20 protein-coding genes and 1 pseudogene are annotated in these 22,089 nt (G+C 72.4%); 9 read left to right on the top strand and 12 right to left on the bottom strand.

The genetic code is table 11. The annotated features are described in order from the left end of the window. Positions 1–104: 104 nt before the first annotated feature. Complete coding sequence (locus ACYVPE_RS00105) at positions 105–1,601, top strand: glycoside hydrolase family 43 protein (RefSeq protein WP_461031225.1); 1,497 nt, start codon at positions 105–107, stop codon at positions 1,599–1,601. A gap of 334 nt (positions 1,602–1,935) precedes the next feature. On the opposite strand, the gene ACYVPE_RS00100 is transcribed toward ACYVPE_RS00105, so the two are convergent. Both ACYVPE_RS00100 and ACYVPE_RS00095 read right to left on the bottom strand, forming a co-directional pair. Further along, positions 1,936–2,334 (bottom strand): hypothetical protein, encoded by a 399-nt coding sequence (locus ACYVPE_RS00100; RefSeq protein WP_461031224.1) that lies wholly within the window; start codon positions 2,332–2,334, stop codon positions 1,936–1,938. A gap of 18 nt (positions 2,335–2,352) precedes the next feature. Then, on the bottom strand, positions 2,353–3,369 hold the full coding sequence (locus ACYVPE_RS00095) for a LacI family DNA-binding transcriptional regulator (RefSeq protein ID WP_461031223.1): 1,017 nt from the start codon (positions 3,367–3,369) through the stop codon (positions 2,353–2,355). 311 nt (positions 3,370–3,680) lie between these two features. Here ACYVPE_RS00095 and ACYVPE_RS00090 point away from each other — a divergent pair, with 311 nt between their 5' ends. Further along, a complete protein-coding gene (locus tag ACYVPE_RS00090; protein WP_461031222.1) occupies positions 3,681–5,075 on the top strand; it encodes a glycoside hydrolase family 43 protein in 1,395 nt (464 codons plus the stop codon). Here ACYVPE_RS00090 and ACYVPE_RS00085 read toward each other — a convergent pair. Continuing rightward, on the bottom strand, positions 5,069–5,935 hold the full coding sequence (locus ACYVPE_RS00085) for a helix-turn-helix transcriptional regulator (RefSeq protein ID WP_461031221.1): 867 nt from the start codon (positions 5,933–5,935) through the stop codon (positions 5,069–5,071). The two genes, ACYVPE_RS00090 and ACYVPE_RS00085, sit on opposite strands and share 7 nt — an antisense overlap. A gap of 215 nt (positions 5,936–6,150) precedes the next feature. Here ACYVPE_RS00085 and ACYVPE_RS00080 point away from each other — a divergent pair, with 215 nt between their 5' ends. Genes ACYVPE_RS00080 through ACYVPE_RS00070 form a run of 3 tightly spaced genes read left to right on the top strand, consistent with a single transcriptional unit; the run spans position 6,151 to position 8,397 of the window. After that, entirely contained in the window at positions 6,151–7,167 is a 1,017-nt protein-coding gene (locus ACYVPE_RS00080; RefSeq protein ID WP_461031220.1) for a zinc-dependent alcohol dehydrogenase family protein, read from the top strand. A gap of 27 nt (positions 7,168–7,194) precedes the next feature. Continuing rightward, positions 7,195–7,962 carry an SDR family NAD(P)-dependent oxidoreductase gene (locus tag ACYVPE_RS00075; protein ID WP_461031219.1) on the top strand — a complete coding sequence of 256 codons (768 nt, stop codon included), beginning with the start codon at positions 7,195–7,197 and terminating at the stop codon, positions 7,960–7,962. Positions 7,963–7,983: 21 nt separating this feature from the next. After that, the gene (locus ACYVPE_RS00070; RefSeq protein WP_461031218.1) at positions 7,984–8,397 is read left to right on the top strand and encodes a (R)-mandelonitrile lyase; all 414 of its coding nucleotides are present in this window, start codon (positions 7,984–7,986) and stop codon (positions 8,395–8,397) included. Between the two features lie 45 nt (positions 8,398–8,442). On the opposite strand, the gene ACYVPE_RS00065 is transcribed toward ACYVPE_RS00070, so the two are convergent. The 4 genes and pseudogenes from ACYVPE_RS00065 to ACYVPE_RS00050 all read right to left on the bottom strand — a co-directional run. Then, positions 8,443–8,919 (bottom strand): deaminase, encoded by a 477-nt coding sequence (locus tag ACYVPE_RS00065; protein ID WP_461031217.1) that lies wholly within the window; start codon positions 8,917–8,919, stop codon positions 8,443–8,445. Continuing rightward, positions 8,919–9,569, bottom strand: coding sequence for a RibD family protein (locus ACYVPE_RS00060; protein WP_461031216.1), 651 nt, complete (start codon positions 9,567–9,569; stop codon positions 8,919–8,921). Before ACYVPE_RS00060 ends, ACYVPE_RS00065 begins: the two co-directional genes overlap by 1 nt. Positions 9,570–9,636: 67 nt before the next feature. Then, entirely contained in the window at positions 9,637–10,635 is a 999-nt protein-coding gene (locus tag ACYVPE_RS00055) for a DNA-binding protein (protein ID WP_461031390.1), read from the bottom strand. 186 nt (positions 10,636–10,821) lie between these two features. Further along, a pseudogene (locus ACYVPE_RS00050) lies at positions 10,822–11,034 on the bottom strand (helix-turn-helix domain-containing protein); the annotation flags it as partial. Between the two features lie 159 nt (positions 11,035–11,193). Here ACYVPE_RS00050 and ACYVPE_RS00045 point away from each other — a divergent pair. Beyond that, complete coding sequence (locus ACYVPE_RS00045) at positions 11,194–12,444, top strand: hypothetical protein (protein WP_461031215.1); 1,251 nt, start codon at positions 11,194–11,196, stop codon at positions 12,442–12,444. A 134-nt stretch (positions 12,445–12,578) separates the two neighbouring features. Further along, positions 12,579–12,902 (top strand): hypothetical protein, encoded by a 324-nt coding sequence (locus ACYVPE_RS00040; protein WP_461031214.1) that lies wholly within the window; start codon positions 12,579–12,581, stop codon positions 12,900–12,902. A 31-nt stretch (positions 12,903–12,933) separates the two neighbouring features. On the opposite strand, the gene ACYVPE_RS00035 is transcribed toward ACYVPE_RS00040, so the two are convergent. Further along, positions 12,934–15,129, bottom strand: a complete 2,196-nt coding sequence (locus ACYVPE_RS00035; protein WP_461031213.1) for a tetratricopeptide repeat protein — start codon at positions 15,127–15,129, stop codon at positions 12,934–12,936. Positions 15,130–15,469: 340 nt separating this feature from the next. Then, positions 15,470–15,853 carry a hypothetical protein gene (locus ACYVPE_RS00030; protein ID WP_461031212.1) on the bottom strand — a complete coding sequence of 128 codons (384 nt, stop codon included), beginning with the start codon at positions 15,851–15,853 and terminating at the stop codon, positions 15,470–15,472. A gap of 176 nt (positions 15,854–16,029) precedes the next feature. Between ACYVPE_RS00030 and ACYVPE_RS00025 the strand changes: the two genes are divergently transcribed. After that, positions 16,030–17,247 carry an MFS transporter gene (locus ACYVPE_RS00025; protein ID WP_461031211.1) on the top strand — a complete coding sequence of 406 codons (1,218 nt, stop codon included), beginning with the start codon at positions 16,030–16,032 and terminating at the stop codon, positions 17,245–17,247. Between the two features lie 114 nt (positions 17,248–17,361). Then, entirely contained in the window at positions 17,362–18,597 is a 1,236-nt protein-coding gene (locus ACYVPE_RS00020; protein WP_461031210.1) for an epoxide hydrolase family protein, read from the top strand. A 20-nt stretch (positions 18,598–18,617) separates the two neighbouring features. On the opposite strand, the gene ACYVPE_RS00015 is transcribed toward ACYVPE_RS00020, so the two are convergent. The 3 genes from ACYVPE_RS00015 to ACYVPE_RS00005 all read right to left on the bottom strand — a co-directional run bounded on the left by ACYVPE_RS00015 (position 18,618) and on the right by ACYVPE_RS00005 (position 21,752). Then, a complete protein-coding gene (locus tag ACYVPE_RS00015) occupies positions 18,618–19,235 on the bottom strand; it encodes a TetR/AcrR family transcriptional regulator (RefSeq protein WP_461031209.1) in 618 nt (205 codons plus the stop codon). Further along, a complete protein-coding gene (locus tag ACYVPE_RS00010) occupies positions 19,211–20,590 on the bottom strand; it encodes an FAD-dependent monooxygenase (protein ID WP_461031208.1) in 1,380 nt (459 codons plus the stop codon). Before ACYVPE_RS00010 ends, ACYVPE_RS00015 begins: the two co-directional genes overlap by 25 nt. Positions 20,591–20,681: 91 nt before the next feature. Beyond that, entirely contained in the window at positions 20,682–21,752 is a 1,071-nt protein-coding gene (locus ACYVPE_RS00005) for an NAD(+)/NADH kinase (RefSeq protein ID WP_461031207.1), read from the bottom strand. Positions 21,753–22,089: the final 337 nt, after the last annotated feature.

The raw sequence follows: 22,089 nt of genomic DNA, 5'->3' as shown, positions 1-22,089 counted from the left end.
CATTCGTCAAGTGGCCTGCCCCACACACCCCGACGCACCCACACACCCCCACGCACCCACGCACCCACGCACACCCACACCCACGCACACACCAAGGAGCCGATGTGTCCGCTGCCGAGATACGTCCCGTCGTCGCGGGCTGTCACCCGGACCCGTCGATCTGCCGCGTCGGCGGTGACTACTACCTCGTCACCTCGTCGTTCACCTACTTCCCCGGGCTCCCCGTGCACCGCAGCCGGGACCTGGTGCGGTGGGAGCGCGTCGGGCACGTGCTGGCGGATCCGGCCCATGTCGACCTGGCCGGGCTCGACGTCTCCGACGGCGTGTGGGCGCCCACCATCCGGTACCACGACGGGCGCTTCCACGTCGTCTACACGGTCGCCGAACACCGCAGGGGCCGCGCGGCGTTCGTCAGCACCGCGACCGATCCGGCCGGGCCCTGGTCGCCGCCGGTCGACCTGGGCGCCGACGGCATCGACCCCTCGCTGTTCTTCGACGACGACGGCCGCGCCTGGTTCACCGCCACCCGGGACACGCTCGCCGCCGACGCCACCGGGCCCGCCGAGATCTACCTCCGCGAGTTCGACCACCGCGCGCTCCGCCTGGTGGGCCCGACCCGGGTGATCTGGCACGGCGCGGTCGCCGGCGCCTGGGCCGAGGCCCCGCACCTCTACCGGCGGGGCGACGCCTACCACCTGCTGGCGGCCGAGGGCGGCACCGAGCGCAACCACGCCGTGACCGCGGCCACCGCGACCGCGCCCACCGGCCCCTATACGACCGACCCGCGCAGCCCGCTGCTGACCCACCGCCACCTGGGGGCGGGCGCCGCCGTGCAGAACGTCGGCCACGCCGACCTGGTCGACACGCCCGAAGGGGACACCTGGGCCGTGGTGTTGGGCGTCCGCCCGCTGGACGGCTGGCACACGCTGGGCCGCGAGGTCTTCCTGGTGCCGGTCTCCTGGGAGCCGGCGGGCCCGGTGTTCGCCCCCGGCGTCGGCATGCTGACCGGGTTCGCCGACCACGAGGCGCCCGACGAGGACGCCCCCGCCGACTGGGTCGGCCTGCGCGGACCCGTCGCGCACCGCTGGCACGGCGCGAACCTGGCACTCGCCCCCGCGCCTGACGAACTCGCCTCCCTCGGCCGCCCCGCGTTCCTCGGCCGCCGACAGGACCGGCACCACTGCGCGTTCGCCGCGACGGTCCAGGCCCCGGCTTGGGTCCCGGCTTCGGCCTCGTCGGAGGCCCACACCGGTCTTGTCGCGTTCCAGCACCAGGACCGCTACGTCGCCCAGCGGGTGCGGCGCGCCCCCGAAGGCGACGTCGTGGTCGAGACCGTCCTGCGGTCCGGCGGCGCCCACACCGTCCTGGCCCGCCGCCCCGGCGCCGACCGGCAGCGGCTGGAGATCCGCTCCGACGGGCGCCGCTACTCCTTCGGCACGGTGACCGACGGTGTCCTCGACGTCCACGCCACCGTCGACGCGCGGCTGTTGAGCACCGAGGACGCCGGCGGCTTCGTCGGCGTGCTCCTCGGCGTCGCGCACCAGGGGCCGGCCGAGGCGCCGTGGGCTGTCGCCGAGGACGTGACGTACTCGGGCCGATAGGCCTAGGGCCTGTCTTCCGGATCTTCGTGGGGCCGCGACGCCAGCTACGGCACCTCGCTGCGTTACCCCACGCCGCGGAGCGGCATGTCAGGCGCCGCGCGCGAATACGGCCAAGTATGAGCTGCGCCGCGGTCGATGTGCGGCTCCGCCGCGTGGGGCGCCTTGAGCGAAGCGAATGGGGGCACTCCCCCAAGCACTCCGTGCAGGGGGCACCCCCACCCAGGCCGCCAGGCCTGGGGGAGCCAAGGCCTGATCCACGAAGATCCAAAAGACAGGACCCAGTCGGGTGGCGGCGGCGGTGGGCGGTGGGGGAGGGCGTCGAGCCAGCCGCGCATCACGGCGCGGATCTCGTCGGGGGGCGTGGCCTCCGGCCACATCGCGGCCTGAAGGACAGGCCCTCGGTCAGCGCGCGGAACTCGGCGACCAGGGTCTCCCGGTCGTGTCCTGGGGCGATGACGCCGTCCCCGGCGAGCCGGTCGATGGCGCGCCGGCACAGCGCCACCACCTCCTCGTCGAACTCGGCGGCCACGCTCTGCTCTTCGCCGCGGCCCAGGGCGCCCTGGTCGTCGCCGACCTGTGCTGGATCGCGGACCTGGCCGCCGGCGGCGACGCGCTGACGCTGCTGAACGGCTCCGCCCCGCGTGACCTCGCCGGAGCGGAGGGCTTCCGCTACGGCGCGGGCCGCGTGTGGACCTTCGTCCTGCTCGGCGACGCGGTGGTGCGCGGCGTCCAACTCGCTCGCGGCGCGCGGCTACCGGGGGGCGCCTGGCGGTTGGGCCGGTGGTGCCGGTGGGGCCGAGCTGCGCCTGGCGACCAGCGCCGGCGCGATGAGGTGGTGGCGGGGCCGTTCCCCGCCCATCACGCCGATCAGCACCTCGACGCAGGTGCGGCCCAGCGCCACGAAGTCCTGCCGCACCGTGGTCAGCGAAGGCACCAGGTACGCGGAGCCCCGCATGTCGTCGAAGCCGACGAGCGAGACGTCCCCAGGCACGGAGACGCCGGCCTCCGCGAACGCCGCGAGCACGCCCATGGCCATCTGGTCGTTCCCCGCGAACAGGGCGGTCGGCCGCCGCTCGCGGCGGGCCAGTTCGAGCCCGAGTCGGTAGCCGCTGTCGGCCGAGAAGTCCCCCTCAAGCAGCTCGGGCGACGCGACGCCGGCCTCCCGCATCTCCGCACGCCAGCCGTCGACCCGGGCGCGGGCGTCGAAGGTGCCGAGCCGGCCGGTGAGATGCGCGATGTCGCGGTGGCCGAGCTCCAGCAGGTGGCGGGTGGCGAGCCGGGCGCCGAGCTCCTGGTCGAGCTCGACCGAGCCGATGGCCGGGTTCGCCAGGTCGCCGGACATGACCACCGACATCGGCACCCGCGTGACGAGACGCTCCAGGGCGTCCACGCCCACCGGGCGGTCGGCGATGACGGCGACCCCCTCGGCGGCCTGGTTCGCCAGCCGGTCCACCGTCTCGGTGAGCCGGTCCGCGTCGCCGCCCTGCCAGCTGCTCATGTTCACCCAGTAGCCGGCGCGTTGGGCCGCCTCCTCGACGCCGAGCAGGATGCGGGGGAGCTCGAAGAGCTCGGACCCCGCGATGACCACGCCGATGGTCATCGACCGCCCGCTCTTCAACGACCGCGCCACGTCGTTCCTGCGGTAGCCGAGCCGCTCGATGGCGGCGAGCACCCGCTCCCTCGTCGCGGGGCGAACCGACGGGTGGTTGTTGAGCACGCGACTGACGGTGACGTGCGCCACGCCCGCTTCCCTGGCCACATCCACCATGCTCGGGGGACGTCCCGAACCCCGCTGGGTCACACCGCTCCACTCCCGGCCGGCCCCTCGGCCGGCGATCACGGCATCCTAAACGCTCCGCGCGACGCGCCCCGTCCGCGCCGAACACCGTGCCGTCACCGCGCCCGCGGCACGTTGACACCCGCCGTGCCCACCCCTACATTCCGTTCGAATCGATGAACGCCGTCCGAAATCTCGGACCGATCTTGTTCCTGCGCCCCGCAACGGCCCTCGTGGCCCCGCCCGGTGATCACCGGGCACCGGTACCCGTTCGTGTCCACCCCCTCGAGAAACGGACGATCATGCGGAGTCGACGCACCTTACTCACCCAGGGAGCCGCGACCCTGGCGCTCGCCACCGTCGGAATCCCGGCACTGACCGCCAGACCGGCCGCCGCGGCGACCTACGGCGGCTACGTGATGGGCTACTTCACCGAGTCGCCCGACATGCTGGGCGCGCGGTACGCCCTGCACCTGGCGGTCAGCCGGGACGGCCTCAACTGGGTCCCGCTGAACCAGAACCAGCCAGTCGCCACCCCCACGGCCGGCACCGGCGGCCTGCGGGACCCCTTCATCATGCGCAAGCAGGACGGCACCTTCATCGTCCTCGCCACCGACCTGAACGGCACCGACTTCGGCCAGAACAACCAGTACATCCACGCCTGGGACTCGGCCGACCTGCGCTCCTTCTCCGGCTACCGGCGCCTGCGGCTGCACGACCGGCAGGCCCACAGCTGGGCCCCCGAGGCGTTCTGGGACGGCTCCCGTGGCCAGTACGGCATCCTCTACTCGGCCAACATCGACGGCCGCGACTCCTTCTGGGTCAACTACACCACCGACTTCCGCACCGTGAGCGCCGCCCAGGAGTTCTTCTCCCCGGGCTTCGGCGTGCTCGACGCCACCATGCACACCACCCAGAACGGCAACTACCTCTACTACAAGAACCTCGCCAACGGCCGCCTCTACGGCGCCCGTTCGGCCACCCTCCAGCCGCGCAGCTTCGACAACGGCACCTACACGGCCGGCGTGATCAGCGGCGCGATCGAGGCCCCCATCGTCCACAAGGACAACACGCGCGACCGCTGGTACCTCTGGGGCGACTCCTTCAGCCCGGTCAACGGCGAGCTGTACGTCTGGGCCAGCGACGACATCACCAGGGACGGCTGGACGCCCGTCGGCAGGTTCGACTACACGCAGCCGCTCAACGCCAAGCACGCGACGATCTGCCCGATCACGGTCGCCGAACACGACAACCTCGTCGCCCGCTGGGGCACCCCCGCCTGGCGCCGCATCAGGTCGCACAACCTGCCCGACCACCTGATCAGGCACCGCGACCTGGCCGGGCGGATCGACCCCTACCCCTTCGACCCCTACCAGGACTCCCAGTGGCGGCTCGTCGCCGGCCTCGCGGACGCCGGCGCCGTGTCGTTCGAGTCGGTGAACTACCCAGGACGCTTCCTCCGCCACTTCGACCACGTGATCCGCCTGGACCCGAACGACGGCACCGCCGTCTTCGCCGCCGACGCCACCTTCCAGCGCGCCCCCGGGCTCGCCGACGCCTCCTGGACCTCCTTCCGCTCGCACAACTTCCCCGACCGGTACCTGCGGCACGCCAACTACCTGCTGCGCACCGACCCGTTGAGCGCGAGCTCACCCGCCGTCGACCGGGCGGACGCGACGTTCCAGATCGGCTACTGACGATCGGACCCGCTGGCCGCCCAGGAGGCGAGCAGGCGCAGTGCCTCCTCGGACGACGAACCGGGTTCCGCGGTGTAGATGGTGAGGGTGAGGCCGGGCTCGGCCGCCAGCTCGAGCCCCTCGTAGGCCAGGGTGAGTTCGCCGACGATCTGGTGGTGGAAGCGCTTGGTGCCGGTGCCGTGGTGGCGGACGTCGTGGGCGCCCCAGCGGGTGCGGAACTCGTCGCTGCGGGTGGACAGTTCGCCGACGAGGTCGTGCAGGCCCTTGTCGCGGGGGTCGCGGCCGGCCTCGGTGCGCAGGATGGCGACGGCGACGTCGGCGGCGCGGTCCCAGTCGGGGTAGAAGCGGCGGGCGGCGGGGTCGAGGAAGTGGAAGCGGGCGAGGTTGGCCTGGTTGTCGGGGGAGGCGTAGACGTCGCGGTAGAAGGCGTGCCCGAGCGGGTTGGCAGCCAGCAGGTCCATTCGGCCGTTGCGGACGAAGGCGGGCGCGGCGGTGATGGCGTCCAGGGCCCACTGCAGGCTGCGGTGCGGCGTCCACTGCCGGGTGGCGCGGCGGCGGGTCCTGGTGAGGGCGTCGGAGCCGTCCGCGGCCTGCGCCAGACGGAGGAGGTGGGCGCGCTCCGCGTCGTCGAGGTGGAGGGCGCGGGCGACGGCTTCGAGGACGGTGGGGGAGACGCCGGCGAGGTTGCCGCGTTCGAGCTTGGCGTAGTACTCCACGCTCATGTCGGCGAGGGCGGCGACCTCGCTCCTGCGCAGCCCTGGGACGCGCCGCCGGCCGCCGGACGGCAGCCCGGCCTGCTCCGGGGTGATCTTCGCGCGCCGCGAGGTGAGGAACTCGCGGGCGTCTTCACGGTTGCCCACACCCCCGACCGTACGTCCCGCGCGCCGCCGAAGGGGTGTACCGCCGGTACACCCTTCGGTGATGACTCGCCGCGTGCGCCGGGAGCGGGTTACCTGGATGCCGTGGCGCTTCTCCTCGGCCGCGACGCCGTCCGTGACCGGGCGGCAACCCGTACAACGGCGCCCGCCGGTACACCTTCCGGCGCCGCGCGCCCCGGCACCCAAGGAACCCCTTCATGCGCGGAGCAGTGATCCACGCCCCAGGTGACGTCCGGTTCGAGTCGCTCGACGACCCGAAGATCATCCGGCCCACCGACGCGATCATCCGGACGGCCGTCACCTGTGTGTGCGGCTCCGACCTGTGGCCCTACCGCGGCCTCGAGCCGGTCGGCGCGGCGCACCCCATGGGGCACGAGTACGTCGGCTTCGTGGAGGAGGTCGGCAGCGAGGTCACCGCCGTCAGCCCCGGCCAGTTCGTGGTCGGCTCGTTCGCCACCTCGGACAACGCCTGCGCCAACTGCCGCAACGGCTTCCAGTCCAACTGCCTGAACCGCGAGTTCATGAGCACCTGCCAGGCCGACCACGTCCGCATCCCGAACGCCCAGGGCACGCTGGTCGCCACCGACGAGATCCCGGACGAGGAACTGTGGCCCGGCCTGCTGGCCGTCTCCGACGTGATGGGCACCGGCTGGTGGGCCGCCGACGCCGCCGAGGTCGGGCCCGGCTCGACCGCCGTCGTGGTCGGTGACGGCGCGGTGGGCCTGTGCGGGGTGATCGCGGCGAAGGAGCTGGGCGCGGAGCGGATCATCGCGATGAGCCGCCACGAGTCCCGGCAGAACCTCGCCCTGCGGTTCGGCGCCACCGACATCGTCACCGAGCGGGGCGACGAGGGCGTCCAGCGGATCAAGGACCTCACCGGCGGGATCGGCGCCGACTCGGTGCTGGAGTGCGTGGGCACCGCCGAGGCCATGCGGCAGGCCCTGCACTCCACGCGCCCCGGCGGGAACGTCGGCTTCGTCGGCGTCCCCCACGAGGTCGCGATCGACGGACAGGAGCTGTTCTTCTCCCACGTCGGCCTGCGCGGCGGCCCCGCCCCCGTGCGCCGCTACCTGCCCGACCTGATCGACCGGGTCCTGTCCGGGCGGATCGACCCCGGCGAGGTCTTCGACCTCACCCTGCCCCTGGACCAGGTCGCCGAGGGCTACCGCGCCATGGACGAGCGCCGCGCCATCAAGGCTCTCCTGAAGCCCTGACCCGCACGACCCCACGAAAGGCACGTCATGAACCCCACCTACGACTTCACCGGCCGGGTCGCCTTCGTCACCGGCGCCAGCTCCGGCATGGGCCTGGCCACCGCCCGCGCCTTCGCCAGGTCCGGGGCGGCGGTCGCGCTGGCCGACGTCAACGCGACCGCCCTCGACACGGCCGTGAAACAGCTCACCGACGAGGGCCACCAGGCACTCGCCCTGGTCTGCGACGTCAGCGACGAGGACCAGGTCGCCGCCGCCGTCGACCGCACCGTGGACACCTTCGGCCACCTCGACATGGCCTACAACAACGCGGGCGTCCAGATCCCGCCCGCCGACGCCGCCGAGGAGAGCGCCGACCGGTTCGACCGCGTCAACGCCATCAACCTGCGCGGCATCTGGGCCAGCATGAAGCACGAACTGCGCCACATGCGCACCCGGAACAGCGGCGCGATCGTCAACTGCTCCTCCCTCGGCGGCCTCGTCGGCATCCCAGGCCGCGCCTCCTACCACGCCTCCAAGCACGGCGTGATCGGCCTGACGGGCAGCGCCGCCCTGGAGTACGCGCCGCGCGGCATCCGCATCAACGCCGTCTGCCCTGGCACCATCGACACCCCCATGGTCAGCGACATGATCGCCAAGGGGGAGCTCGACCGCGCGGCGGCCGAAGCCAACCAGCCCATCAACCGCCTGGGTACCGCCGACGAGATCGCCCAGGCCGTCCTGTGGTTGTGCAGCCCGGGCGCCAGCTTCGTCATCGGCGTGGCCCTCCCCGTCGACGGCGGCTACGTCGCCCAGTAGGCAGTTCCGAAAGGCACTCTCATGGAATTCGTCACGCGGCAGCCCACCAGCAAGGCGCCGGCCGACTGGTTCACCGGCGACGTCTGGTGGGACGTCATCGTCGCCGGCCAGGAACCGTCCCGGCTGCGGGCGAACCTCGTCCGCTTCTCCCCGGGCGCCCGCACCAACTGGCACTCCCACGCCGTGGGCCAGACCCTGCACGTCGTCTCCGGCATCGCCCTGATCGGCACCCGCGACGGCACCGTCCTCGAAGCCCACCCCGGCGAGACCGTCAGTTGCCCGCCGGCCGAGGAACACTGGCACGGCGCGGCCCCCGACCGTTTCATGGAACACATCGCCCTGTGGGAGACCACCGGCGACGGCACCCCGGAAACCACGTGGGCCGAACCCGTCACCACCGAGCAGTACGCCGGCCCGCGCACCCGGGAGCGGTAGGGCCTGTCCTCCGGTCAGGGCAGGGCCTGCAAACGCGCGGGAGGCTCAGCCGTCCTGGGACGGGAACAGGTGGGCGTTCACGGCCCGTGCCGCGGCGGCGAGGTCCGCGAGCTCCTCGACGACGACGCCGGACGCCCCGAGCAGTTCGACCCCCTGGCAGTCATCGACGAGCAGCGCTGGTTCACGCCATGCGATGACCACGCGGCGGAGGCCTGAGGCGAGGATCAGTTCGGCACATGTCCTCGGGCGTGACCGTCGCTGCGAACAGGGTTCGAGCGTGCTGTAGATCGTCGCGCCCTTCAGAGAGGCGGTACGCACGCGGGGTGCCAGCTTCGCCAGTGCGGACTCCTCGGCGTGGACCTGGCCGTCGCTCTCGCGGCTGTAGCCGCTTGCGAGTTCGACTCCGTCGCGGCCGACGACAACCGCCCCCACCGAGAAGGCCGTGGAAGCCGGTGGAGAGAGCGTGGACAGTTCGATCGCCCGACGCATCCAGGTTCTGTCGGCGTCGGTAACGGGCGGCATCAGGCGCGGTCCTTGGGGGCGTAACGCAGCAGCGCGGTGTCGCCGAGCATGCGGGTTTCCAGCAATCTCATGCGGGCGGACGGCCCACCCGGATAGTCTGCCGAGTGCAGGAAGCGAGGCGCGGTGGGTTGGCCGACGAGCAGGGGAGCGATGGCGAGATGCAGCTCGTCCGCCAGTCCCTGGGCCATGAGTTGGGTGTGGATGGTTCCGCCTCCCTCGACCATGAGCCGCCGCACGCCCAGGCCACCGAGTTCGTCCAGCACCAGGGGCCAGTCGAGCGTGGGGCCGGTGGACACCACATGGGCCAGGCCGGCGAGGTTCGCCCGCACCTTGGCCGCGGCCGCGTCGGTGGTGAAGACCATCTTCTCACCGCCGTGGTGCCAGAACTTCAGTGCGGCGTCGAGATCGCCCGAAGCGGTGACGGTCACCTTCAGCGGAAACTCGGGCAGGCCGGCCTCCACCCGTGCCGCCCGTCTCGTTGGGGAGTTGACCAGGAGTCTGGGGTTGTCGCGGCGCATGGTGTTCGCCCCGATGAGAATGGCGTCGACGCTCGCCCGGACTTCGTCGACCCGGTCGAAGTCCGCTTCGCTGGACAGTAAGAGGCGGTCCGAGCTGGTGTCGTCGATGTAGCCGTCGACGCTGGTCGCCACGGACAGCAGGACGTAGGGGCGAGACATACGGGGGCCTCTCGGGTCGGGGGGTGGGCTGTGCCGGACGTCACGGGTGGTGGTACACGATGCGGTCGATCGCGTTGCGGAGCTCGACGACCCGCGGCTGTCCGCGCCATCGATGGACCAGGGCACGCTCCAGGGCCGCCAGTTCGGTGATGATCCGAGCGGATCCGGTCTCCGCAGCGATGACCAGTGCCTCCATACCGACCACAGCCGCCTGTTCTGGTTCGCCGATGCTCGCATACACCTGGGCCTGCCGGGCCAGGTAGACCCCTCGGTCGCGTCGATACGCAACGGGGAGTGCGCGAATGGCCACCCGGAAACCCTCCGCTGCCTCGGAGTGCCGGCCCAGAACGTGTAGGGAGTGGGCCAGGTGCACCCGCACGTATCTGGCGTCGAGCCAACTGCCCCATGGGCCTGGGTCGTCGAGGGCGTCGACCAGCTCCAGCACCTGGTCGTACGCCCGCAGCGCGTCCGATTCCCTGCCGCGCAACGCCAATCCGTGCGCACGGCGCACCTCGGCGATGGCGTGCAGCCGGCTGCGCGGCGGGGTGTCCCGCTGGGCCGCTTCGGCCAGGTCCAGGGTGTCCAGGTGGTCGCCGGTGTCGGCGGCCAACTGCGAGCGCCGCCCCAGGACATAGCTGATCAGGTCGGGGTCCCCGTGGACGTGGGCCCAGTGCAGCGCGCGGTCCGTCCAGGTGTTCGCCTGCTGTGGTTGGCCGAGGTCCTGCGCGAACCATCCCGCGAGCTCTCCGTACCTGACCTGTAGTTCCAACAACGCTCGGGCATCCTGGCCGGACGCGTTGCGGCGTAGCGCGCGAAGCCTCTCGATGCTGCGTTGTACCGTCGCCATGATGTGCCGCGGCCCCAGGAGATTGTCCGCCTGGATGAGTACCCTCCTGGCCACCTGGAAGTGCTCGATGGGGTTGGGGCCCTCGGGGGTCGGAGCGGAAGGCATCGCCACGGCGTCGGGCGCGGGCGCGAGGGCGGCGAACGAGAGACCAGCCATCCCGGAGAGCAGCACTGCACGTCGAGGTACCGCCATGTATCGGATCCTTCCGTCTCGCATCCGGCAGGGGACGACCACCGTGTCCTGGAGGCCAACGTCCAAGCCTGCCGTTCGTGGCGACGGGGCCGTGAGGCCCGAGGGCGAGCTGGCCACATCGCGGGTCGGTTCGGCCACATGGTCATGAACGGGAATACGTTCCCATAAGCGAATAAGCATTCCGCCGGCGCTCAAGACGGCGTCAAGATGTCTGACCTGCGCGAGATCGGCTTTTCGCTCCGCACGCTCGAATCGTCCCAGGTGACTGTGGTCTATGTGGGCCTTTTCCGCGAGCTGTCTGAGGGACAGGCCACGTGCTTTCCGTAGTTCTCTCAGCTCGTAGCCCCACCGATGCAGCGGAGATCGGTCGGGTGTCAGCTCATTGGGCCGCTGCCCCATCCGTACCTCTCCTCTGTGGACTATGCCGCCACTATCCCGGGCCACATCTCGGTCCTAGCACGTGCCGTACCCAGTTCAGTAGAACTTGACTAATCGTTTCGAGCCTCACATTTCAGAGGGACGGCCGAAACATCGTCTTATGATCACGGGGGGATAGGGGTGACCGAGTGGTTGAACGGCCCGGTTGGGTCGGGTGCGCAGAGCCGGGTGCTGCGGAAGGGGTACCGCACGGTGCTTGTCGTCGTGCCCTATGTGGTGGCCGGGACCCGGCTGATGGATGTCCTGCCGCTGCTCGAAGCCGACCACCGGCTCGTGGTGGTGTTCACCGCGCCGCCGACCTCGAACGGGGCGATGAGTGGCGGAGCGGAGGAGTTCGTCCGCGCGCAGGGTGGCCTGATGTTGCCCTGGCACCAGGCCGTGCAGAGCGAGTTCGATCTCGTGCTGGCCGCCAGCGACACGGCGACGGCCCAGCTTCATGGGAAGGTGCTGCTGGTGCCGCACGGCGTGGGGTCCATGGGCTCCCGGCTACGCGCCAGGAGCGCGGGTCGGCAGGCGTCTCCGTTCCACGGCCTGTCCCGTGAGGCGTTGATGTGTCGGGGGCGGCTCGTGCCGGCGGCCCTGCCGCTCACCCACGACGACGAACGCGTCGTGCTTCGCCGGACGTGCCCGGAGGCGCTTCCGATCGCCACCGTGGCCGGCGACATCTGCTTCGACCGGCTGCTGGTCAGTGTGGAGTGGCGGGACCACTACCGGGCCGCGCTGGGCATCCGGAAGGGACAGTCGCTGGTGACCGTCACCTCCACCTGGCAGCCGGAGTCCTCGTGGGGCCGCCATCCGGACCTGCCCGACCGCCTGATCCGGCAGCTCGACCCGACCGAGTTCCGGGTGGCGGCGATCCTGCACCCCAACATCTGGGCCGTGCACGGCGCCTGGACGGTTCGGGCCTGGCTGGCGGAGTGCCTGCGGGCCGGTCTCCTCCTGCTGCCGCCTGAGGAGGGCTGGCGGGCGGCACTGATCGCCAGTGACATGGTCATCGGCGACTACGGCTCCGTCACGAGTTACGCGGTGGCCCTGGGCCGTCCCGTCCTTCGGGCGGCGTCGCTGCCGAAACACGATCTGCGGCAGGGCAGCCTGGCGGAGGTGGTGGCGCGGTTGACTCCCCAGCTGCGGCTGCGCCAGCCGCTCGCCCCGCAGCTCCGGGCCGCGGCGGCGGCGCATCGGGGGACGACGCGGACGAGGGTGGCCGGGCTGGTCACCTCCCGCCCGGGCGAGGCGAGTGCCATCCTGCGGCGCATGATGTACGACCTGCTGCGGTTACCCGAACCGGCCAGGCCCGCCCGGGTCGTCGCCGTCCCGGCGCCGGTGCCGGTCACGGTGCAACCGCGCCTCGACTACCGGGCGGGAACATGAGGCGGGGGACGGCACCGGTGGTGGCGCTGTGCACGCGGCACAGCGCCCGGCACCCCGGAGTGAGCGTGTGGGTGGAGACCCGGCGATTCCCGTCCCGAGCGGGGTGCCCCTGCGAGAGCGGTAGCCGACTGGTCGTGGCGGTGGAAGACGCTCCCGAGCCCTGGCTGCAGAGTGCCGATGTGGTCATCGGCGCCACCCCACGGGCGGTTCGCGCCGCTCGTCAGGCCGGTGGCAGCTGGCTCAGGGCGTTGCCAGGCTGCCGCCTGGTCGCCACGCCGGCGCTGGGAGACACCGCCGTGCTGTCAGCGCAGGACGATCAGGTCGTCGTCACGGTCGAGGGGAAGGAGTTGCGGCGGTACGCGGTGGAGGTCTGCCTCTGGCTCATGTCCGGGCATCGTCTGGCGGAACTGCCGACTCCGGCGGCATCGGCACCCGCTGGCGGATCCCGTGGCTCGTGAGCGGCCGGTACCGGGGCCGACCGGGAACGTGTCACGCGGTATCGGGGGATGGGGGCTCGGCGGCGAGCCGGGCCTCGACCCGGCTGAGGGCCTGCCGAGCCGGTCGCAGATCAGGCACCCCGGCATCGGTGAAGAACGCCAGAGCCCGTCCGAGGCGTTCCCGTGCCGATCTCAGGTCTCCCGCTCCCTCGGCTGCCTCGCCCCAGACCATCAGGGTCCTGGCGCGGTACTGGTCGGACCCGGAGTGCCGCATGACCTCCCATGCCTCATGGGCCAGTCGCAAGGCGTCGGATGGGCGGCCGCCACGGGTGAGCGCTTCCGCCAGGCAGACCTTGCTCATCGCCTCCACGGGAGGGTCCGACAGGGCCGCGGCCAGTTCGCAGGCCCGCTGGAGCTCCTCGACCGCCTGATCGTTGTGCCCCGCCGCGTACAGGGCCTGTCCCAGCAGGCGCTGCGCCAGTGCCTCACTGCGCGACTGCCCGGTGCGGTGATCCATCGTCACCGCCTGCCGCAGTACGTCGATCGCTTCCTCGAACTGGCCGCTGGCGCGCAGGGCCATGCCCATCAGCTGCAGCGCCGAGGATTCCGCCAAGTCGTGTCCGGCGGCACGCGCGGCGGCCAGGGCGGCCCGACCTTCGGCGAGTGCTTCGCGGGGGCGAGAGAGATTGTGGAGGGCGATCCCCAGCCGGTGGTGCATGCGAGAGCCGGCCAGTTGGTCACCGCTTCGGTGCGCCGCCTCCGCCCCCAGCCGGTAGGCGGCCACCCAGTCGGGGAAGTGCTTCCGGTACAGGAAGAGCGACCACATCGCCTCGCACAACTGCCATGCCACGTCGTCGAGTTCGGCGACGGTGCCGGCCTTCCTGAGGATCGACATGATGTTGGGCAGCTCCGACTCCAGTGCGTCCAACGCCTCGACCCCCGTCCGGTAGGCCGCAGGGCCCGTCTCCGGGCGCCGGTACGCGGGCGCCACGTGCCATTCCTGCGGCATCACCACCCGGTCGGCCGCCACCGCGAAGGACAGGTAGTACTCCGCCACCCGCCGCAGGATCGCGTCGCGCGTCGCCGTGCTGTCCTCCGCCTCGGCCCGGCGTCGCGCGTGCAGTCGGATCAGGTCGTGGAAGCGGTATCGGTCGATACCGCTGTCCTGGAGGACACTCGCGTCGACGAGCGTCTCCAACACCTCGGTGGCATCCGGCAGCGGTAGACCCACGACCGCGGCGGCGGCCGCCGCGCTGAAGTCCGGGCCGGGATGGAGGGCCAGCCAGCGGTAGGCACGTGCCTGGCCGGGGGACAGGTCCTCGTAGGAAAGATCGAACACGCTCACCACGGACACATCCCCTCGAGTCGACAACGCCGCCAGACGACGCTGCTCATCGGCCAGTTCCCGCACCACCCGGGCGACCGGCCAACGTGGGCGGGACGCGAGCCGTGCACCTGCGACGCACAGTGCCAGCGGGAGCCGCCCGCAGAGTTCCGCGAGGTCGTCGACGTGCTGTCGCGCCCCACCGTCCCTAGCCTGTTCCGCCGAACGCTTGAGCAACTCCACGGCGTCGCGTTGTGACAGGGCCTCCACCTCCACCAGCACGGCTCCCGCCGCCAGCAACCCTCCCAGCCGCCATCGACTGCTGACCACCACCACGCTGCCGGCCGAGGCCGGCACCAAGGGACGAATCTGCGCCGCCGACGCGGCGTTGTCCAGCAGCATCAGCAACCGCGACCGAACGGTCAGGGTGCGAAACAGCGCGGTCTGCTCGGCCAGGTCGGGGGGCACCTTCTCCGCGGCCACGCCCAACGCCCTGAGGAAGCCGCCCAACACGTGACGCACCGACGCCGGGCCCTCGACGCTGAACCCACCGAGATCCGCGTACAACTGTCCCTCGGGGAAGTCTCCCGAGATCCGGCTACCCCAGCAGGACGCCAACGCCGTCTTGCCCACCCCGCCGGGCCCACTGAGCAACACCACCACCGGCGCCTCCCGCCCGCGCCCGGCGACCGCTGCGTCGAGTGCCCGCATCTCGGCCTGACGGTTGGTGAAGTGGGTCGGAATCTGGGGCAACTGTCTCGGCACTCCGAGCCGGGTTCCGGGCGGCTGGTGAACATGGACGTCCCCCAGGATCGTTCCCGCCTGGACGCTCACCCCCAGCGTGCCACCGGAAATTCGGTTGTTGACCGGGCTTTCCCGCGCCCTCGGGGCATCATTCGCATCTGGTTCGGCCACGCCTTCCACCTGCCCTCCAGCGCTAGAGCACCGCCTCTCGGGAAGACCACGAAGATCGGCGCGGACTACCCCTTCCCACGGCATCACCCCGCCCAGCCTGGTTCGCCAGTCGCCCAGGCCGTCCGGACGGAAGGCACTCGGATCATCCTCCCAGAGAAACCGACCGGCTCGGCATTGTGGGAAAGCTCCGAAAATCCCGGTGCGCGATCAATCCGACCATACTGATCCCGTTGGAATTACCGACTGATCAAGCTATGAAGCGCGACAGCGGGCACGGGGATCCGAGGGGATTTGCTAGAGGTAATAGCGCAGGCCAGCCGTTCCCGCGTCCGCCGCCCAGGTCGGTCGACTACTTCGAGTTCCACGTGATGCTGTGGCCCTGCACGAGGTTGTGCACCGTGGCGTTGCCGGTCACCGTGTTCTGCACGACGACGGGCGAGGCCCCCCAACCGGCCTCGTTGCGCCGCCGCCACTCCTCGAACGCCTCGGCGAACTCGGGATCCTGGTACACCCGGCTGAAGACGAGAGCCGCCAGGGAACGAACCTGCTCGTCGTCCTCGGGGTCGAGCGGCAGCCCCGAGCCGTCCGGCTCGACGTCATCGCCGCGCCCGAACGCCCTCCGAACCAGGCCCGCGAGGGATGCCCACCCCTGCCTGCCGGCCTCGGAGCCGGCGGAGCCGGCCGCAGCGGTCACCGCGGTGCCGATCGCCTCCAACGACATCGGATCGAGCACGTGCCCACCCACCTCAACTCGATACGCCCATCTGGTGGTTATCCACCATAACCTCCCGAGCCGTCCCTCGCCTGAGGCGTTCAGGTCACCCGTCACGGTACCTCCCTCCGCGTGCCCGACTCCCGGTAACGTCGGGTCACAGCGAGTCGCACGGGACGCGAGTTCAGGGAGCGTGAGTGGATGGGGTACGACCGCGACGATCCGGCGACAGGGGAGGACGGCTGACCGCCGCCGCGCCCGGCTACCGGGCGCTGGTCACCCGTGAGGTGCTGCTGTGGGCCGTGGTCGCGCTGGCCAGCAGGATCCCGGTGGCGATGGCGCCGTTGGCGTTCGTCTTCCTGAGCCGGGAGAGCCCCGGGGGGTACACGCTGGGTGCGAGCCTGGCGGCGGTGTACGTGCTGGGGGAGGTGGCCGGGGCCGCGCTGCTCGGCGGGCGGTTGGGCCGGGGGCGGATGCGGCGGGAGTTGGCCGTCGGTCTGGTGGTGGGGGCGCTCGCCTTCGGCGTCCTGCCGCTGGCCGGCTCCGCGTCCTCGCCCGTGCTGATGGCGCTGGCCTTCCTGGCCGGCGCGGCGCCGGCCGCCTGCCCTGGCGGCATCCGCACCATGCTGACCCGGCTGGTCCCCGAAGACCTGGTGCCGCGCGCGCTCAGCGCCGAGGCCACGCTGACCCAGATCGTCTGGGCCGCGTCCCCCGCGCTGGTGGTCTTCCTGGCGCTCCAGGTCCACCCCGGCGCTCCGCTGGTGCTCGGCGCGCTGCTCCTGGTCGTCGCGGCTTTGCTGCTCGGACGACTCCCCGAGCCGCCGGCCGCCGAACGCGCGGCCGCCCCGATGCGCCGGACGCTGTGGGCCAGTTGGCCCGTCTACCTCACCGGCGCGGCCGCCATGGCGATGCTGGCCACCGCGGAACTCATGCTGCCGGCCCTCCTGGAGGACCGGGGGATCGCCGTCAGCTGGTCAGGACCGCTGCTCGCCGGGTTCGCGCTGACCAGCGCGGCCGGCGCGTTCTGCTACGGCCTCCGCACCTGGCCAGGATCCGTGCGCGCCCAGAGCCTGGTGCTGCTCGTCGTCACCGCCGGCTGCGTCGGACTGACCACGCTCCCGCCTGGCCTGCCGGGCATCGCCGCCGCCCTGCTGCTGGCGGGCGTCTTCCAGGCCGGCGTCATGGTCAGCCGCAATTTGAGCCTCAGGGAACGCCTCCCCGAACACGCCCACGCCGCCGGCTACTCCGTGATGTACGCGGCAGGCGCGGTGGGTTACAGCCTCACCGCGTCGCTGTCGGCCGCGGCGCTGACCCTGACCACGCCGGCGATCGCGATCCTCGGCGGAGCCGCCGTCGCGCTCCTCGTCACCGCCGTCAGCGCCGTCGCGGAACGTGGTCCTTCGACGCCGTCCTGAGCGCGTCGAACGGTGCCACGGGGTGGTCGGTGTCCCGGTCGTGGCAGGCTTCACGGGCGTCGTGCCGGCGCTTCCTGGAACGGCCCGGCTCGCCGACCGGTAAGGAGCCGCGCCATGACCACCCCGCACGCCTTCCCCCTCGAGCCCCGCCCGATCCGGGTGTCCGACGACGTCCTCGACGACCTGCGCGCCCGGCTCACCGCCACCCGTCCGCCGCTGGACGAGGGGAACGAGGACTGGTCCTACGGCGTTCCGGACAGCTATCTGCGCGAGCTGGTCGCCTACTGGCGGGACGGCTACGACTGGCGCGCGGCCGAGGCCGCCATCAACGCCTACGAGCACTACCAGGTGAGCGTCGCCGGTGTCCCGGTGCACTTCCTGCGCAAGCCAGGACGCGGCCCTCGCCCGATCCCGTTGATCCTCACCCACGGCTGGCCGTGGACCTTCTGGCACTGGTCGAAGGTGATCGACCCGCTCGCCGACCCGGCAGCGTTCGGCGGTGACCCCGCCGACGCGTTCGACGTCCTCGTACCGTCCCTGCCGGGGTTCGGCTTCCCCGGCCCGCTCACCGGCTTCCCCGACGTCAACTTCTGGAAGGTGTCCGACCTCTGGCACACCCTGATGACCGAGACCCTGGGGTACGAGAAGTACGCCGCCGGGGGCTGCGACATCGGCGGGATCGTCTCCAGCCAGCTCGGCCACAAGTACGCCGACGAGCTGTACGGCATCCACATCGGCTCCGGGCTGCCGCTGAACTTCTTCACCGGCGACCGGGCCTGGGACTTCGCCAGGAACCGGCCCCTGACCGACGACCAGCCGGCCGAGGTCCGCGCCCGGATCATCGAGACCGACCACCGTTTCGCGTCCCACCTCACCGTGCACATGCTGGACGGCGCCACCCTGGCCCACGGACTCAGCGACTCGCCCGCCGGACTGCTCGCCTGGCTGGTGAAGCGCTGGCACGCCTGGAGCGACAACGGCGGCGACCTCGAGTCCGTCTTCACCAGGGACGACCTGCTCACCCACGCCACGATCTACTGGGTGAACAACTCCATCGCCACGTCGATGCGTTACTACGCCAACGCCAACCGCTACCCCTGGGCCCCCGCCCACGACCGCACTCCGGTCGTGGAGGCCCCGGTCGGCCTCACCTTCGTCAGCTACGAGAACCCGCCCGGCATCCACACCGCCGACGACCGCGTCCGGGCATTCGAGAACGGCCCGCAGGCCGGCTGGTTCAACCACGTCAACGTCAACGCCCACGAGCGCGGTGGCCACTTCATCCCCTGGGAGAACCCCGACGCCTGGGTGAGCGACCTGCGCCGCACCTTCCGCGGCCGCCGGCCCTGACCCGGTACGACCCGGCGGGCTCAGCCGCGGAGGCGGGCGCGGAGGGCGCGGCGGGTGACGGGGCCGAGGCCGTCGATCACCTCGACCAGTCGGGCCAGCCGGTCCAGCGAGTCCAACGCGGCGTCGGCGCCCGCCGGGTCGACGCCCTCGAAGAGTTCGAGCCCGATGAACCCGGCGCACACGGCGCGGGCCAGCCCCGCGGTGTCGACGTAGCCGGCCAGCGGCGAGTCGGCCATCAGCCGGGTGATGGTCTCCTCGACGGGCCCGACCCACAGGGCGAGCGCCCCCGCCGTCGCCTCGGCGAGGTGCGGGTCGGTCTGGGCGCCGGCCAGCATCTGGCCGAGGACGGTGACGTTGCCGAGCGCCCGTTCCTCGGCGTGCAACCGGCGGCCGAGCGCCAGCAGTTGGCGCAGATCGGTGACGCCGGTCAGCTGCTCCGCGTAGTCGGCCACCCGAGCCTCGGTGGCCGCCAGGCAGGCGACCTTCAGCAACTCGTGGACGCTGCCGAAGTGGTAGAAGACCAGCGCCTGGCTGACGTTCGCGGTGGCGGCGATCGTCCGCGCCGAGGCGCCGGCGATGCCGTGCCGACGGATCGTCTCCGTCGCGCCGTCGATCAGACGTTGTCGGGTGTCGGACATGCGCTCACCGTAAGGTCTCGGGCACACAGGTAGGGGCGGGCCAGGGCGAGGCCGGTGGCGGTGAACGCCATCCCGGCGTAGACCGGCGCCAGATGCCGGAGGTCCACGTAGTGGATGGCGCCGTGCACCAGGACGGCCGGCAGGAAGCCGGCCGCCGCGGCCAGCAGCAACGACCACCACACCCAGGGCTCGCCGCGCCGCCAACCCCAGGCGCTGAGCAGGGTGATGGCGACGGCGGCGGCCATCAGCGCCCCGCCGAACCCGGCCCGGTCGTGCGCGATGAACGGCGGCAGGCGCGGGTTGGCCGCCTCCAGCGCCTCTGGCGTGACGTGCAGGAACGCCAGGTCGCTGCCGACGAACACGTCGGTGAGGCCGACGAGGGAGATCGTCGCGCCGCCGACGAACAGGCCGAACCCGGTGAGGATCAGCAGCAGTTGCCCGACCAGCGCGCGGCGCCGCTCGCGCTCCCGGCCCTCCGGCCACACCGTCCAGCGCGGTCCTGACGGCCGGCGGCGGGTGGCGGCCAGGAACATCGGGAAGAGCACGGCGGTGACGGCCGTGTGCAGCGGTTCGACGAAGCCGAGGCCGAGGAAGTACAGCAGGGTGGGGATCGGCGCCGGCCAGTCGCCGAACCGGCGCCTGAGCTCGGCGTGTTCACCGCCGGCCCCCGGTTCCCTGGCGCCCTCGGGCGCGGTGGCGGCCGCGAAGCAGTAGACCCGCCCGCCGGGGAGCGCCGTGTACCCGAGCCGCTCGCCCCGTCCCCACGTCGCGGCGCCCTCGGTCAGCGGCGCGGGGAGCGGGTCCGTGACCATCCGCCAGGCGGTGTGGCCGGCGTACCGCGGCGGCGCCGCCGCCGGCCACCACCGCGTGCGGACCGCGCTGCGCAACCCGTCGGCGGCGACGAGCAGTTCGGCGCGGGACGTGCCCGCGCCGTGCGTCACCGTGACGCCCGCGCCGTCCTGACGGACCTCGTGGACCTGGCATCCCGGCCGCAGGACGTCGGCGGGCAGCGCGTCGGCGAGGGCCCCGAGCAGATCGGCCCGGTGGAGGACGAGCAGCGGCCAGCCGTAGCGTCGCTCGATCGCGGCGTTGTCGGTGCGGGCCAGCCACCGCCCGGCCCGGTCCCGCATCCCGCCGCCCCGCTCGACGGCGCCCAGCGCGTGGAGGCGGGACGCCAGGCCGAGCCGGTCGAGGGCGCGCAGCGCGTTGGGCCACAGCGAGATCCCGGCGCCGATCTCCGTGAAGCGCTCGGCGCGCTCCAGCACCTCGACCCGCCACCCGCGCCGCCGCAACGCGACCGCCGCGGCCAGACCACCGATCCCGCCACCCACCACGACGGCCCGCCGCTCGGCCACGCCCCCTCCTCAGCCCTCGGAGCGCCGCCGTCGAATATCGGTTTGAGCGGTCGCTCAAACCGCAGCGTAGCAGTGGACTTTGAGCGACCGCTCAGTCGAGGGAAGTCGTCGGGATCGGCGGCAGCGCCAGGTGGGCCAGGTCAGGCGGAGGCGGGGTGGTCAGCGGCCACAGCGGTGCGGCGACGCCGTCCGCGACGGCGGCCGGGGCGTCGGTCAGGTTCATCCGCTCCCGCAGCCGGCCGTAGAAGTCCGTCGGCCCCAGCCGGATGGCGCGCAGCCGCCGCGGCGCCGCGTAGACGCCGATCCAGTCGCCCGGGTCGAGGACCCCGCGCAGCTGGCCGTCGATGCTGACCGCCGCCTGGCCCGAGCGGTCCAGGAGCCGGAGCGCCACGGGCTCGTCGGGCGCGGCCACCACCGAGCGGTTGAACGCCATGTGCGGGGCGACCGGCGTGAACACCAGGGCGTCCGAGCGCGGCGACACGACGGGACCGCCGGCCGCGAAGCTGTAGGCGGTCGACCCGGTCGAGGTCGCCACCAGCAGCGCGTCGGCCGAGTAGGAGGCCAGGAGCCGGCCGGCGAGGTAGACCGCGACCGACACCTGCCGGTCGCGCGACAGCTTCTCGAGGACGACGTCGTTGAGCGCGTTGACGTGCAGCGCGACCCCCCACTCGTCGCCGCCCGACGCGCAGTCCGTGCGCACCCGGGGCGGCGGCAGCAGCGGGCCGCGGCCGTAGCGGGTCAGCGCCTCCACGTCAGGCGGCACCTCGAGCCGGCGGGAGGCGCGCAGCGTGAGCAGCATGCGCCGCTCGACGGTGATCCGGCCCTCGCGCACCGCGTCAAGCGTCGAGTCGACGGCCGTGGGCGGCACCTCGGTCAGGAACCCCACCCGGCCGAGGTCCACGCCGAGCACCAGCGCGTCGTTCTCGGTGGCGAGGCGGGCGCCGCGCAGGAACGTGCCGTCGCCGCCGACGGTGACGACGAGATCCGGATCGCCCGCGTCCGCCATCTCCTCCCGGGCGCTGCGCCGCTCCCCGTCGTGCCACACGTCGATGTCCCTGCACGGCACCGCGTGTTCCGCGCACCACGCGCGGACCCGGTGCGCGGCTTCCACGGCCTCCTCGCGTCCCTCGTGGACGACCAGCCCGATGCGGCCGAGTGCCACCTGTGCCTCCTCCCACGCCGCCCGGCGGAGCCGGCGTACCCGTGGCGATACTGACGGGGCGGCCGGCCGCCCCGTGGAACGCCACGCCGTCGCACGGGCGGGATGCGCCCGTGGTGGGCACGAGATGTGTGGTGCGGGCATGGTCGGCGTGGCGCGGGCGCCGGGCGCCAGGCGCCTCGCCGGCCTGGCTGAGCGGTGTGCGGCGGCGGGTGTCCGGCTGATCGTCGCCGGCTGACGGGATTTTCCCCGCCCGCCCGCCCTTTCCTCCGCGCTCCGCGCGGTGCTGCCGGGCTCCGCCCGGGTGGCGGGCCTGCGGCCCGAGGGCCGCGCCGAGGGC

Source organism: Streptomyces mayteni, from assembly GCF_054783955.1.
Note: the sequence above shows the minus strand (reverse complement) of the source record. Positions and strands in the feature narration are given on the sequence as shown.